Origin of the sequence: Stenotrophomonas sp. I18B00994, assembly GCF_014145825.1 — a bacterium.
GTDB classification, from domain to species: Bacteria; Pseudomonadota; Gammaproteobacteria; order Xanthomonadales; family Xanthomonadaceae; genus Stenotrophomonas; species Stenotrophomonas maltophilia.
In genome coordinates, this window is the sequence record NZ_JACIUW010000021.1 from 1 (window position 1) to 13,083 (window position 13,083).

Annotated in this window: 17 protein-coding genes and 1 tRNA gene; 13 read left to right on the forward strand and 5 right to left on the reverse strand. The window is 66.7% G+C overall.

Going from position 1 to position 13,083, the window contains the following annotated elements:
- Positions 1-64: 64 nt before the first annotated feature.
- Both H4O10_RS18165 and H4O10_RS18170 read right to left on the reverse strand, forming a co-directional pair.
- The gene (locus tag H4O10_RS18165; RefSeq protein ID WP_176425392.1) at positions 65-856 is read right to left on the reverse strand and encodes a M90 family metallopeptidase; all 792 of its coding nucleotides are present in this window, start codon (positions 854-856) and stop codon (positions 65-67) included.
- Positions 823-1,101 (reverse strand): hypothetical protein, encoded by a 279-nt coding sequence (locus tag H4O10_RS18170; RefSeq protein WP_005407696.1) that lies wholly within the window; start codon positions 1,099-1,101, stop codon positions 823-825. The genes H4O10_RS18165 and H4O10_RS18170 overlap by 34 nt, the downstream gene beginning before the upstream one ends.
- 144 nt (positions 1,102-1,245) lie before the next feature.
- Between H4O10_RS18170 and birA the strand changes: the two genes are divergently transcribed.
- From birA to H4O10_RS18200, 6 genes are all read left to right on the forward strand, one after another.
- On the forward strand, positions 1,246-2,214 hold the full coding sequence (birA, locus tag H4O10_RS18175) for a bifunctional biotin--[acetyl-CoA-carboxylase] ligase/biotin operon repressor BirA (protein WP_049452262.1): 969 nt from the start codon (positions 1,246-1,248) through the stop codon (positions 2,212-2,214).
- A complete protein-coding gene (locus H4O10_RS18180; protein WP_005407698.1) occupies positions 2,211-2,942 on the forward strand; it encodes a type III pantothenate kinase in 732 nt (243 codons plus the stop codon). Before birA ends, H4O10_RS18180 begins: the two co-directional genes overlap by 4 nt.
- A 9-nt stretch (positions 2,943-2,951) precedes the next feature.
- Positions 2,952-3,812 (forward strand): SPOR domain-containing protein, encoded by an 861-nt coding sequence (locus H4O10_RS18185; protein ID WP_049452260.1) that lies wholly within the window; start codon positions 2,952-2,954, stop codon positions 3,810-3,812.
- A gap of 40 nt (positions 3,813-3,852) precedes the next feature.
- A tRNA-Thr gene (locus tag H4O10_RS18190) sits at positions 3,853-3,928 on the forward strand.
- A gap of 206 nt (positions 3,929-4,134) precedes the next feature.
- Positions 4,135-4,422, forward strand: coding sequence for a type II toxin-antitoxin system RelE/ParE family toxin (locus H4O10_RS18195; protein WP_033833615.1), 288 nt, complete (start codon positions 4,135-4,137; stop codon positions 4,420-4,422).
- A 58-nt stretch (positions 4,423-4,480) separates the two neighbouring features.
- A complete protein-coding gene (locus H4O10_RS18200; protein WP_049454221.1) occupies positions 4,481-4,783 on the forward strand; it encodes an addiction module antidote protein in 303 nt (100 codons plus the stop codon).
- Between the two features lie 453 nt (positions 4,784-5,236).
- Here H4O10_RS18200 and H4O10_RS18205 read toward each other — a convergent pair whose 3' ends face one another.
- The gene (locus H4O10_RS18205; RefSeq protein ID WP_049454224.1) at positions 5,237-5,644 is read right to left on the reverse strand and encodes a hypothetical protein; all 408 of its coding nucleotides are present in this window, start codon (positions 5,642-5,644) and stop codon (positions 5,237-5,239) included.
- A gap of 594 nt (positions 5,645-6,238) precedes the next feature.
- On the opposite strand from H4O10_RS18205, the gene H4O10_RS18210 reads away from it, so the two are divergent.
- Positions 6,239-7,009, forward strand: a complete 771-nt coding sequence (locus tag H4O10_RS18210; RefSeq protein ID WP_049454227.1) for a DUF3011 domain-containing protein — start codon at positions 6,239-6,241, stop codon at positions 7,007-7,009.
- A 24-nt stretch (positions 7,010-7,033) separates the two neighbouring features.
- Here the strand turns inward: H4O10_RS18210 and H4O10_RS18215 are convergent, their stop codons facing one another.
- Positions 7,034-7,381, reverse strand: coding sequence for a hypothetical protein (locus H4O10_RS18215; RefSeq protein ID WP_049454229.1), 348 nt, complete (start codon positions 7,379-7,381; stop codon positions 7,034-7,036).
- A 130-nt stretch (positions 7,382-7,511) separates the two neighbouring features.
- On the opposite strand from H4O10_RS18215, the gene rocF reads away from it, so the two are divergent.
- From rocF to H4O10_RS18230, 3 genes are all read left to right on the forward strand, one after another.
- Complete coding sequence (rocF, locus tag H4O10_RS18220) at positions 7,512-8,432, forward strand: arginase (RefSeq protein ID WP_049454231.1); 921 nt, start codon at positions 7,512-7,514, stop codon at positions 8,430-8,432.
- Between the two features lie 160 nt (positions 8,433-8,592).
- Positions 8,593-8,730 carry an entericidin A/B family lipoprotein gene (locus tag H4O10_RS18225; RefSeq protein ID WP_005407710.1) on the forward strand — a complete coding sequence of 46 codons (138 nt, stop codon included), beginning with the start codon at positions 8,593-8,595 and terminating at the stop codon, positions 8,728-8,730.
- A gap of 207 nt (positions 8,731-8,937) precedes the next feature.
- Positions 8,938-9,159 (forward strand): CsbD family protein, encoded by a 222-nt coding sequence (locus H4O10_RS18230; protein WP_004153772.1) that lies wholly within the window; start codon positions 8,938-8,940, stop codon positions 9,157-9,159.
- A 68-nt stretch (positions 9,160-9,227) separates the two neighbouring features.
- On the opposite strand, the gene H4O10_RS18235 is transcribed toward H4O10_RS18230, so the two are convergent.
- On the reverse strand, positions 9,228-10,037 hold the full coding sequence (locus tag H4O10_RS18235; RefSeq protein WP_033833620.1) for a hypothetical protein: 810 nt from the start codon (positions 10,035-10,037) through the stop codon (positions 9,228-9,230).
- A 108-nt stretch (positions 10,038-10,145) separates the two neighbouring features.
- Between H4O10_RS18235 and H4O10_RS18240 the strand changes: the two genes are divergently transcribed.
- The 3 genes from H4O10_RS18240 to H4O10_RS18250 all read left to right on the forward strand — a co-directional run bounded on the left by H4O10_RS18240 (position 10,146) and on the right by H4O10_RS18250 (position 12,984).
- A complete protein-coding gene (locus H4O10_RS18240; protein ID WP_180845702.1) occupies positions 10,146-11,438 on the forward strand; it encodes a tryptophan--tRNA ligase in 1,293 nt (430 codons plus the stop codon).
- Positions 11,439-11,605: 167 nt separating this feature from the next.
- On the forward strand, positions 11,606-11,902 hold the full coding sequence (locus tag H4O10_RS18245; RefSeq protein WP_049454233.1) for a hypothetical protein: 297 nt from the start codon (positions 11,606-11,608) through the stop codon (positions 11,900-11,902).
- A 149-nt stretch (positions 11,903-12,051) separates the two neighbouring features.
- Positions 12,052-12,984 (forward strand): MBL fold metallo-hydrolase, encoded by a 933-nt coding sequence (locus H4O10_RS18250; RefSeq protein ID WP_049454235.1) that lies wholly within the window; start codon positions 12,052-12,054, stop codon positions 12,982-12,984.
- Positions 12,985-13,083 lie beyond the last annotated feature (99 nt).

The following is a 13,083-nucleotide window of genomic DNA, read 5'->3' on the forward strand; positions in this document are numbered from 1 at the left end:
GGCCGCTGGCCGGCACCCTCATGATCTTCGGTGGCATTGCCAGGTTGCCGGCCAGCGGCCGGCACTACCGTGTTTCGATCCTTGGCGGCTCGCCATAGAACCGCTGCAGCTGCGCGGCGACCTCCGGCAACGCCTGCTGCAGCAGATCCGGTGCCGAGAAGTGATACTCGCTGGCCACCGCGAAGAACTCTTCCGGCGCCTCGGCCGCGTACGGGTCGATCAACGTCTCCTCGCCGGCATCCACCTGCGCGCAGAAGGCGTCGTAGGAACGCTGGAAGGTGGCTGCCCACTCGCGCTGCCACTCGCGCGGCAGTGGCGGCGTGCCGTCCATCGCGCCATCCAGCGCATCCAGCTTGTGCACCATCTCGTGCACCGCCACGCAGTAGCCCTCGTGCGGCGTCGCCAGGTCGGCCTGCACATCGGCCCACGACAGGATCAACGGACCGCTGTCCCACGACTCGCCAATCAGTTCGTCATCCCACTCATGCAGTACGCCGGCCGCATCCATGTGGCTGCGATGTACGCGGAATGCATCGGGGTAGACGATCAGCTGCGACCAGCCTTCCAGACCCACCTCGCCGAACTCCAGCAGCGGCAGGCAGCACAGTGCCGCCAGCAGCACGCCATCGCCGGCCTCCAGCTGCAGCTCGCCGATCGGGGTAATGGTCTTCTCGTGCAGGAAGCGCGTGGCCAGCAGGCGCAATCGCGCGCGGCGATCGTCGTCCAGACCGTGCATCCAAGCCGCACGGCGGCAGGCCTCATCCCACAGTACATCGTCGATCGGCCGCGGCGCAGGCCGCAGCCACTGCAGCAACGACTTGATCAGCGGAACATTCCCGGCAGGTAGCTGTGCCACTTCGGTGCGCGGATGCGCTGCAGCACGTCGTCATCGCTGCCACCGCCGCCCGTGCTGGTGCTGGCTGCCGGGCGGACCGGTGCCGGCTTGGTGGTGGCGGCCGAAGCGGTCGCGGTCGGTGCACGCTGCGAAGCGGCATCGCCGTTGGAGGACACGCAGGCGCCGCGGCTGTCGTCCAGCGCTGCCGTCGCAGACGCCGCGAAGGGCATCGTCAGCAGGATCAGGCAATGGGCATAACGGCGCATTGACGACATCCACGTTAAGGGAAGGTGAGTTCCCGATTCTAGCCCGAACCCGGCGCCCCGTTGGAAGCCCCCGCGGAACCCAGCGTGGCGGGCGCCGCTGGCGGCTTTCCCGCATAATTCCTTCCTGACTTCGTGGAAGCTGCCGTGGACGACCGCCAATTGCTGGCCAAACTCGCTGCCGGTCGCCTCTCCGGCGACGCCCTGGCCCGTGAGCTGGGCCAGACCCGGGCGGCCATTTGGAAGCGTATTCAAGGACTTAGAGCCGCCGGTGTAGACATCGAGGGGCGTGCAGGTGAGGGCTATGGCCTGACCCGCCCGGTCGACCTGCTGGACCCGGCCGCGATCCGCGCCGGCCTGCCCGGCGACGCCCAGGCGCTGCTGCACGACCTCCAGGTGGCCTGGACAGTGGACTCGACCAACGCCGAATTGCTGCGTTGCAGCGCGCCCCAGCGCGGGGTGAGCGTTCTGCTGGCCGAGCGCCAGACCGGCGGCCGCGGCCGTCGCGGCCGTACGTGGGCGTCGCCGCTGGCCGCGCATATCTACCTGTCGGTACTGCGGCTGTTTTCCGGTGGCCTCGGTCGCTTGGCCGGGCTGAGCCTGGTGGCCGGCATCGCCGTGGCCGAAGCGCTGCACGACCTGGGCTACACCCAGGCGCAGCTGAAGTGGCCGAATGACCTGATCGTCGATGGCAAGCGCAAGCTGGTCGGCCTGCTCGCAGAAGGCGGTGGCGAATACGCCGGCCCGGCGCGCGCGGTGATCGGCATCGGCATCAACACGCACATGCCGCCGTCCTTCGCCGAGCAGATCACCCAGCCGTGGGTTGACCTGGACACGCTGGCCGGCAAGCCGGTGGACCGCAACGTGGTGGTTGCTGCCGTGCTGGCGCGCCTGCTGCCGGCACTGGAAGAATTCGATCGCGAAGGCCTCGCTCCCTTCCTGCCGCGCTACGCCGCGTTCGACATGCTGGCCGGTCGCGAAGTGCGGGTGGAACTGGAAGGGCAGTGGCAGCATGGCACCGCACTCGGCCTGGCTGATGACGGCGCCTTGTGCGTGCGCATCGATGGCCGTGAGCGCCTGCTGCACGCCGGCGAAGTCAGCGTGAGGGCGGCATGAGCGATTGGTTGTTCGACCTCGGCAACTCGCGCTTCAAGTTCGCGCCGTTGCAGGGTGACCGTGCCGGTGACGTGCAGGCCTGGGCGCATGGCGCCGAAGGCATGGCCGGACAGCCGCCGCACAGCCTGCCCAGCGGTACCACCGCGTTCGTGGCCAGCGTGGCCGCACCGTCGCTGACCAGCGCCATGCTGGACCAGCTGCAACGTCGCTTCGAGCACGTGCACGTGGTGCGTACCAGCGCCGAATGCGCCGGTGTGCGCATTGCCTATGCCAAGCCCGAAAAATTCGGTGTGGACCGCTTCCTGGCCCTGCTGGCCGCGGCCAAGGCGCAGCGCCCGGTGCTGGTGGTCGGGGTGGGCACCGCACTGACGATTGATCTGCTTGACGCCGACGGCCAACACCACGGTGGCCGCATTTCCGCATCGCCCACCACCATGCGCGAAGCACTGCATGCCCGCGCGGTGCAGCTGCCGGCTACCGGCGGTGACTACAGCGAATTCGCCAACGACACCGCCGACGCGCTGGCCTCCGGCTGCGATGGTGCGGCCGTGGCACTGATCGAACGCAGCGCACAGCAGGCGCACACGCTGCTGGGCGTGGCACCGTCGCTGCTGGTGCACGGTGGCGGCGCACCGGCGCTGATGCCGTTGCTGCCCGGCGCGGATTACCATCCCTCGCTGGTGCTGGATGGCCTCGCCCGCTGGGCGGTGCACCAGCCCGCAGGCTAGTATCCGCGCATGCTGACCCGTGCCCTGATCGTCGTACTGGCCATCCTCAATCTTGGCGTCGCCTGCTGGTGGCTGCTGCGCGATGCGCCGCAGAAGCCTGCGCCGCCGCCGCAACCGGCCGGCGTGGCCGAGCTGCGCTGGGTGCCCGGTGGCGTGGATGCCGCTGCGGCCGCCGAAGCCACAGCCGCCGCGCCGACCGCGCCGTTGATGGAGCGCGAACCGGCGGACAATACGGCCGTGGCTGTAACGCCGGCGCCCGCCGCCCCGGCCAAGCCGGAGATTGCCAAGCCGCAGGCGGCTGAGGCTACGCCGGTTGCTGCCGCTGCCAAGCCGGCAACACCGCCTGCACCGACCCCGACCCCGGCGCCGGCGCCGGAAAGGCCCGTAACCCCGCCCGTGGCTGCCGAACCGCCGCGCTGCGTCGCGCTGGGCCCGTTCGCCGACCGCGCCACCGCGAGCAGCGCGCAGGGCAAGGCCGGCACGCTGCTCAGCCAGGTGCGCCTGCGCGAACAGCCCGCTGCCAGCGGCAGCGCCCGTTACCGGGTGATGCTGCCGGCCGCCGCCAACCGCGAAGAAGCCCAGGCCACCGTGAAACGCATCGTCGCCGCTGGCCTGAGCGACTACTACATCATCAGCCAAGGCGAGGAGGCCAACGCCGTGGCGCTGGGCCAGTACCGCAACCGCGAAGGCGCCGAGCGGCGCATGGCGGCGGTGCAGGCCGCCGGCTTCCAGCCGCGCCTTGTCGCCAGCGGCGACGCCGGCCAGTGGTGGCTGGAAGGGCAGCTGGCGGCAGGCACGCAGCCGGCCCAGGCCCAGCAGCGCAGCGGGGCGGCACAGAGCCGGTCGCTGGAATGCACGCGGTTGCGCTAGAATCCCCGGACCGCGGCGCTGCCGCCGGTGCATCCCCCATGCCGCTTTAGCTCAGTTGGTAGAGCAACTGTCTTGTAAACAGTAGGTCATCCGTTCGATTCGGATAAGCGGCACCACCACACTCCAGTTGTGCAGCTCGACACGGCGGCGCAGTAATCGGTCGAGCACTGCTCCCTGCTGCGTCTCTCCCCTTCTTTTCCTGCCTTGCTGTTATCTCATCTTGCACCTGACGAGGCGCGTCCCACCTGTCTGTGCGCGTCCTTCGTGGTTGATACGCGTTTCTCGTAGTTGAAAATGTGTAGTCAGTAGGCTACATTTTTCCATGAAGATCCAGCGTACCCGTCAGTTCGCGACATGGATTGACGCTCTCAAGGACGTAACTGCGCGCGCTCGCATCCTGGCCCGCATCGGTCGGCTCACCGAAGGCCATCCGGGCGATCACCGCTATCTGGGGGACGGTATTTCCGAACTGCGTGTCGATGCAGGGCCGGGCTACTGCCTGTACTACACCCAGCGCGGCAGGCAGTTGCTGATTCTTTTGGTCGGAGGTGACAAAAGCTCACAGCAACGCGATATCGAAAAGGCCAGGGAGATTGCACGTGCCCTGTGAGCGTCGAACCGGCTGTAGTCGAAACGAATCAATACCCAAGTACTGGAGCTGTTCCATCATGGCCACTAAGAAAAAAGTCGAACTCAAAGCATTTGATGTGGCCGAACACCTTCGGACACCCGAAGAAATGGCCGCCTATCTCGACGCCTGCATCGAGGAAAGCGACGGCGATTCCGCATTCATCGCTAAGGCGCTTGGCGACATCGCGCGCGCTCAGGGTATGAGCAAGGTTGCGCGCGCGGCGGGCCTGTCGCGCGAGAGCCTTTACCGCGCACTGTCCGGCGAACGCAGCCCCGATTTCGCCACCATCCTGAAGGTGACCCGTGCCTTGTGTGTGCGCCTGCATGCCAGTGCCGTGTGAGGCGTCAAGGCACTGCGCTCCACTTCCGCCGCTCCAAGAAGTCCGGTGCGATCAGTCTTAATCAAACCGAATGATGCGGATCAACCCTCTTGTCGACGATCCGTCTCCGAAGGCGGCCACCGTGCCACAGGGGAATACCTCGTTCGCACCGTCATGGTTGACGAATGAGATCGTGCAATTCGTCCGCGTTCCAGGACGGATCCGGGTGATGGCTCTGTCATTCAAGACGAAGCTGTACCACATGAGTTCAGGACTCATGGAAGGCGCCATGGGGCGTGCGGTGGACGCGATCATCTCGGCAACAGCGCCGCCACGCGAATCCTCTTCGTCCAGCCGCAGCTCAACGAGGACAGGTTTGGGTAGGGCGTGCTCATTCCAGCAGCGGGTCTGCCTGAATCGTTAGCTGGGTTGCGGCGTGTTGAACCTATGCGTTGGGGATCTCAACGTTCCGCATTATTGAGTCCCACCCATCTGCAACGCCACATACTCCGCCAGCCCCCGGCAGGCCAGCATCAGACCTTCGCGCGTGCCGTCGCCGATGTCGTCTTTCTCTTCCCCATCCACGCGCACGCGCTCGGCGGCGTGATACAGCTCCAACAGCGACACCAAACCCACCGCGGCGCGATCCCGGCGTGCGGCGGCCACGGCCTGGCCGGGTGTGGTGGAGGGCTCCGGCCACGGCTGTCCATCGGCGGCGTCACCGGCCTGGATGCGCTGCAGGCATCCGGGCAGGTTGATCGGCGCGGGCGCCTCGTTCGCGGCAGCGAAAGCAGCTTCCAACGGCTGCGCCAGTTCGGGCGGCAGGCGCAGGGCCGCCTCGCCCAAGGTGGCGGTCAGGTACGGGTGGTGGGTTCTGGACATGCAGGCATCCTCGTCAGGAACAGAGGTGCCGCCACGGTAGGGTGGCGGGCGATGCGTGGCTTCCAAGACCGGAAATCGATGAGCCGGCGGGCACAGGGCCCCCACGCACCGCCCGCCGTCGATCGGCGAACGGATTGCCAGCCGGCGCCGCTTTTGGGAAGACGGCGCCGGCTGGCAAGCGTATACAGCTTCGATTAAACGGGCTTGGAAGTCCCGACCACCTTTGCAGGTGGCGATTCATCATGCGCACGTGAAATCACCGCCTGCCAGTCGTTTGTTTCGATGGCATCGGGTGATCTGAAAGGAAAAATGAATTATCGCGTTTGGCCCGTTTCGAGCATCGCAATGCCAGAAGCGACATATCGCGCAGCGCCGTCATCATCGGTCATCCGGGCTGCGCCACTGTTGCCGCACGGCTTACAGTAGCGTGCGACGTAAAGCTGGCTTAACAGCCTCGGCAAGGGACCAAGGCAACGATACCAGACCCAAAAGTGCCAACGGGCGCCCCGGATCTTGATATTCCTCACGGACCGCCCGCAGCGCCCACCGCATACTGCCGCTACACGCCCACCTGGGCCTCTTCGGGATCCGCACATGCGTCGCCACGCCCTGTCGCTCACCGTCGCACTGGTATCCACCGCTTTCGCGGCCCCGGCCATGGCTGCGGTACCGTTCTTCAACGCCAGCTGCCCGGGCGGTATCGATGTGCACGCTGATGAAGGCGGGCCGGTCTACGTGCAGGGCCGCGAGGCCACGCTGAAACGTTTCAACGACCGCTATTTCGAAGCAGGCGATGCCAACAGTGGCATCACGCTGTCGATCAGCCGCAACGATGACGGCTCGCCGCAGGTCAGCTACACCGGCCGAGGCGGCGCCAATGGCATCTGCCAGGTCAGTAGCAGCGGTGCGCCCGCGCCCGCCACAAACAGCGCCCGCCCTGGCGACGCTGCCGCCGGGGATGCCGCGCTGCCGCGCGAAGTCACTTGCGAATCCACCGGCCAGCAACAGGTGTCGTGCGATCTGAATACCCGTGGCAATGTGGAAATCGTGCGCCAGCTCAGCCGTACCCGCTGCGAGGAGGGCAAGAACTGGGGCCTGTCGCGGCACTCGGTGTGGGTCAATGGCGGCTGCCGCGCGGTGTTCCGCAATGTGTCCTCGGTGACTACCCCCGCGCCGGCAGGCGATACCGCGTTGGGCGCCTGCAACATGCGCAAGCGCGCGCAGGGCGCTCTGGTCACCCAGATGCCGGTGGGCAGCGATTACCAGGAACTGATCATCGATTACCCCGATGGCCGCTTCCTGTGCATGATGCGCAACAACGGCCAGGTGCAGAGCCTGACGCCGGTTCGCCGCCGCGGACGCTGAGCGCGCAGCGGGTTGGGGCAGGCTTCAGCCGCAGGACTTATACAGCAACACCCACGCCAGCATCAGGGTGAACATGCCAACGAAGGTCAGGCCGAACCATAGCGCCGCCAGCTTCACGTTGCCGATCAATGCCGTCGCCACACGGGGCAGCTCGCTTTTCAGAATCGGGTGTTCGGCGTGTGCTTTGCGCAGACGCTGCCAACCCAACCCGAGGAATACCAGGGTCGAGAACGGCACCAGCAGCAGCGTCGCCTGCATCAGCCAGGCGTTCGGCGACGCATCAATCGAGCTGCTGAAAAAAAAACCAAACGCAGCGATGGGCAGCGCGACCATGAAAAAGCGTGGCCAGGCGGTATTGATGAAAGGCGACATCGCAATCTTCCATGAAGGGCGGTTGGCTCCGCGCGGCATCATGCCATGCAATGGCCCTGCTGCACCGCCGCGAGTGGTGTCACACAGCTCTGGCTAGACTGTGCTTCTTTTTCCCCCGCAGGAGGCACCCATGGCCCATCCCATTTCCGTATCGCTGATTGGCGTTCCCACCGACGTGGGTGCCGGCCATCGCGGTGCACGGCTGGGGCCGGAAGCGCTGCGCGTGGCTGGGCTGCCGGAAGCGCTCGAGGCGCGCGGCGTGGATGTGCGCGACCTGGGCAACCTGGATGGTCCGCGCAATCCGTGGACCGCGCCGGTGGAAGGCTACCGCCACCTGGATGAAGTGGTGGCGTGGAACCACGCGCTGATGGAAGCCAGCTATGCCGAACTGCAGGCCGGCCGCATGCCGATCATGCTCGGCGGCGACCACTGCCTGGGCATCGGTTCGATCACTGCCGTGGCACGCTGGTGCCGCGAGCAGGGCAAGACCCTGCGCGTGCTGTGGCTGGATGCGCATTCGGACTTCAACACCAGCGATGTCACTCCATCGGGCAACATCCACGGCATGCCGGTGGCCTGCCTGTGCGGCCTCGGCCCGAAGGCGCTGACCCACCTCGGCGGCAGCGCACCGGCGATCACCCCCATCCAGGTGCACCAGATCGGCATCCGTTCGGTGGACCCGGAAGAGAAGCGCCTGATCAAGACCCACAGGGTGGATGTCTACGACATGCGCTACATCGACGAGAACGGCATGAAGCGCGCGGTCGAGGCAGCACTGGCGGGCATCGACGAGAACAGCCACCTGCATGTCAGCTTCGATGTGGATTTCCTCGACCCGAGCATCGCACCGGGCGTCGGCACCACCGTGCCGGGCGGGGTGAACTACCGCGAGGCGCAGCTGGTGATGGAGATGATTGCCGACACCGGGCGCATGGGTTCGCTGGACATCGTCGAGCTCAACCCCTTGCTGGACAAGCAGAATGCCACCGCCGAACTGGCCGTGGACCTGGTCGAAAGCCTGTTCGGCAAGTCCACCCTGATGCGCGACTGAGCTCTCCGCCTGAACGGATCGATGATCCGTTCACACGCGCTCCACGCCCCTGCCGCCAGATTGCACATCACGCGGCGGCAGTGGCATTGGCTCCTTCCGCCGAGCGACCGAACCCCATCCGCGAATGAAGCGGTATAGCGGCGAACCCAAGGAGAAGCCCATGAAGCGCGTAGTTGCCCTGATGCTGTTGTCGATGTTCTCGGTGGCCCTGCTGGCCGGTTGCAACACCGTTGCCGGTGCCGGCAAGGACGTGCAGAAGGCTGGCGAAAAGGTTGAGGATGCCGCCAAGGGCCGTTGAGCCTGAAGTGGAACGGAAAGCAAAAAGGCCGGGGGGACCTCCCCGGCCTTTTTTCTTGCGCGTTTTTCTGCAGCGTACGTGTCGAAGCGTAGTGAACCATTCAAGCAGGTGAGCAGTGCTTTCATGGTCGGTTGACCGGCACTCAACAGCCGCTGCGCGAAGCTGTAGCCACGGTAAGAACGCCGTTGCAACCAAGGACTCCCAGCAATGAACAAAGACATCATTTCCGGCAAGTGGTCGCAGCTGAAGGGCAAGGCCCAGGCCAAGTGGGGCGATCTGACCAACGACGACTTCGATGTGGCTGAAGGCAATGCCGAGTATCTGGCCGGCCGCCTGCAGGAACGTTATGGCTGGGCCAAGGATCGCGCTGAGAAGGAAGTCCGTGAGTTCCAGGATGCCGTGAGCAAGGACTACCCGGACTACAAGTAAGCGCTACGGTTTTCCCCCCACGGCACAACGCCCGCACCGAGAGGTTGCGGGCGTCGTGCTGTCTGCGCTCAGCGCGCCGGGGGGTCCGGCACGTAGCGGTTCGGGAACGCTTGCGGTTCGCGCGGCAGGCGCGACGGCGGCGTATCGACCAGGATGCCGCGCGCGCGCAGATTGCGGGCGCTGTCGTAGCGCAGCTGCAGAACCTGTGCCGGGCTGCGGCTGGCGCGTTCGAAGTCGGTATCGCGTACCGACGACTGCTCGCGTGCGCCGTGGCCGGTGCCCAGCGCAGGGGTCTGTGACTTGCTGGCATAGCCCTCGATGCGGCTGTTGCTGGCGCTGGCATCGGCCGCCGCTTCGGCCGTCGGGGCCGGAGCCGGCAGTGGCAGGCTGCGGCGCAGGATCGGATCCGGACGCCAGCGGCGCGCTTCCTCGAACACCGCCACGCCGACCACGCCGATGTTGTCCGGGCGACCGGTGCGGCTGGCATAGCTGCCGCTGGGGCTGCTGAACACGAACTGCGCCACTTCATCCTGGCTCTTGCGCCAGCCGGTGATGTCGGCGCGCTGGCCGGGGTTGAGCACGTAGCCGGTCTGCGACGGATCGGCATCCTCGCCGGAGATGGCGTTGACGCCGTCCACCGACAGCACCACCAGCACCCGGCGCGGGCTGTCGTTGTACAGGCGCACGGCGTAGCGGTGGCCGCGCTCGCCGGCCACCCAGCGCTGGCCCTCGGCAGGGTAGCTGCGCAACTCGGTGCCGCGGTCGCGGTCGACCAGAGACATGCGCACGGGGCCGCCCTCGTAGGCCGGCGGCGGCATCGGGGCGGGGCGGAAGCCGGCCAGGGGCAGGATCAGCAGCAGGGGCAGCAGGCGTTTCATCGGGCGTCTCCAGCGGGGTTGCGTGAATGAACGCGCCGCAGGCCCTGACGGGGTTGGTGGCGTGCAAGGTAAACTGGCCCCGTTCATCGAAGGTTACCCCACGCAGTCATGACCACCCGAGTCCTTACCGGCATCACCCCCTCCGGCACGCCCCACCTGGGCAACTACGTTGGCGCCATCCGTCCGGCCATCGCGGCCAGCCGCGCGCCGGGGATCGAGAGCTTCTTCTTCCTGGCCGACCTGCACAGCCTGATCAAGTCCCAGGACCCGCAGCGCACCCAGCGCGCGACCCTGGAGATCGCGGCCAGCTGGCTGGCCTGTGGCCTGGACCCGGAACACGTGTGGTTCTACCGCCAGAGCGACATCCGCGAGACCAGCGAGCTGATGTGGTTCCTGACCGCCATCGCCAGCAAGGGCATCCTCAACCGCGCGCACGCCTACAAGGCGGCGGTGGACAAGAACCGCGAGGAAGGCGTGGACGAGGACGCAGGCGTCAGCGCCGGCCTGTTCATGTATCCGGTGCTGATGGCCGCCGATATCCTGATCTTCAAGGCCAACCAGGTACCGGTGGGCCGTGACCAGATCCAGCACATCGAGATGGCGCGCGACTTCGCCCAGCGCTTCAACCACGTGTATGGCAAGGAGTACTTCCCGCTGCCGGACGTGGTGATCGACGAGCAGGTGGCGACGCTGGCGGGCCTGGATGGCCGCAAGATGAGCAAGAGCTACCACAACACCATTCCGCTGTTCGTGCCGCGCGAGGAGCTGAAGAAGCTGGTGTTCTCGATCCTGACCGACTCGCGCGCACCTGGCGAGCCGAAGGACACCGAGGGCTCGGCGCTGTTCCAGATGTACCAGGCCTTCGCCACCCCGGAACAGACCGCCGAATTCGCCAGGGCGTTCGCCGCCGGCATCAGCTGGGGTGACGCCAAGCAGCAGCTGTTCGAGCGCATCGACAGCGAACTGTCGCCGCTGCGCGAGCGCTACAACGCGCTGATGGCCGAGCCGGAGAAGATCGAGGCGCTGCTCAAGCGCCGTGGCCAGCAGCTGCGCGAGCAGCTGGCGGCACCGCTGCTGGACGAACTGCGCCATGCGGTGGGCCTGCGTGACCTGTCCACCGCAGGCGATATCGCCAGCGAGGACGCCGGCGTGGCCCGCGTGGCACCGCCGCAGTTCAAGCAGTACCGCGACAAGGACGGCCGCTTCTACTTCAAGCTGACCGCCGGTGACGGCACGCTGCTGATCCAGAGCGAAGGCTTCGATTCGCCGCGCGATGCGGGGCAGTTGATTGCCGTGATCAAGCAGGCGGAGCAGGGTGACCAGCTGCAGAGCGAACTGTTCAAGCTGGACGCTGAAGTGGACGCCGTGCTGGCGGCCCTGGCCATGCTGCGCGAAGCGTAAGGGTAGTGCCGGCCGCTGGCCGGCAACTGCATAGGAAATGCCGGCCAGCGGCCGGCACTACCACGGCACTGCATAGGAAAACGCCGGCCAGCGGCCGGGCCCTACCCGCGAACGAACGTCATGGCATGATGTCCGCGCGCCTCCGGCGCGATGACATGGAGTCTGCGATGGCCTGGTTGTCGCTGCTGCTGTTCCTGCCCTGGTTCCTGCTGCTGGGCAGCCTGTACTGGCTGTTCCCGCGCCAGCCGCGCACCCCGCGGCGGCGCCTGTTCGATGGCTCCACCCTGTTGCTGGCCTTCGCGCTGAGCATCGCGTCGATGCTGTGGGGGTATCGCATCGGCATGGCACAGCTTGGTGCCGGCCCCATCTGGCCGCAGGTACTGGCGGTGCTTTACGCCTACGGCGCGTTTCTGGCGGTGCTGGTGCTGGCGCTGCTGGTGCGGCCGCGCTGGTTGGACCGGTAGTGTCGGCCGCTGGCCGGCAACTGCATTCAACGGGCTGCCCCGAGGTTGCCGGCCAGCGGCCGGCACCACCCGACCAAAGCCGCATCGAACCCGGACCGCCCGCGCGCCTACCATGGGCGTCTGTTCCCGATCCTGCCAGGTGCGTGCCGATGATCGCCGACCCCAGCATCCACACCATCGATACCGGCTTCCAGCGTCCCGACTTCGACGCGGCCTATCTGATCGTTGAAAGCGACCGCGCCGCGTTCGTCGACTGTGGCACCGGCCTGTCGGTGCCGGCGATGCTGCAGGCGCTGGCCAACGCGGGTCTGGCCGTTGACGCGGTGGACTGGCTGCTGCTCACGCACGTGCACCTGGACCACGCCGGCGGCGCCGGCCTGCTGATGCAGCAGCTGCCCAACGCAAAGGCAGTGCTGCACCCGCGCGGTGCGCCGCACATGATCGACCCGACCCGGCTGATCGCCGGTGCCACGGCGGTGTACGGTGCCGAGGAAATCGCGCGCAGCTATGGTCGTATCGAGGCCATTCCCGAACATCGTGTGGTGGTGGCCGAGGACGGCCACCGTATCGACCTGGCCGGCCGCGAGCTGGTGCTGCTGCACACCCCGGGCCACGCACTGCACCATTACTGCGTGTGGGATGCGCGCAGCCGCAGCTGGTTCACCGGCGATACCTTCGGCATTTCCTACCGCGAGCTGGACAGTGCGCAGGGGGTCTTCATCTTCCCGACCTCGTCGCCGGTGCAGTTCGACCCGGAAGCGATGAAGGCCTCGATCCAGCGCATGCTGGGCTATGGCCCGCAGGCGATGTACCTGACCCACTACGGCCGCGTGGAGCAGGTGCAGAAACTGGCCAACGACCTGTTCGAACAGATCGATGCGATGGCCACCATCGGCCGCCAGTGCGATGGCCGGCCGGACCGCCACCGCTGCCTGCTGGCCGCGCTGCAGGCGCTGTACCTGGAACGTGCACAGCTGCATGGCTGTGCGCTGGACGATGCGGCGGTGATCGCTGTTCTGGCGATGGACATCGAACTCAACGCGCAGGGCCTGGCCTGCTGGCTGGACCGCATCAGCAGGTAGACCCATGCCATGCGTGGATGACGCGAGCCCAGGCTGCGCCGTGATGTCACGACCACGTTACACTCTGGTGACTTCCAAGCTAGCCGTGGTACTGCCGTG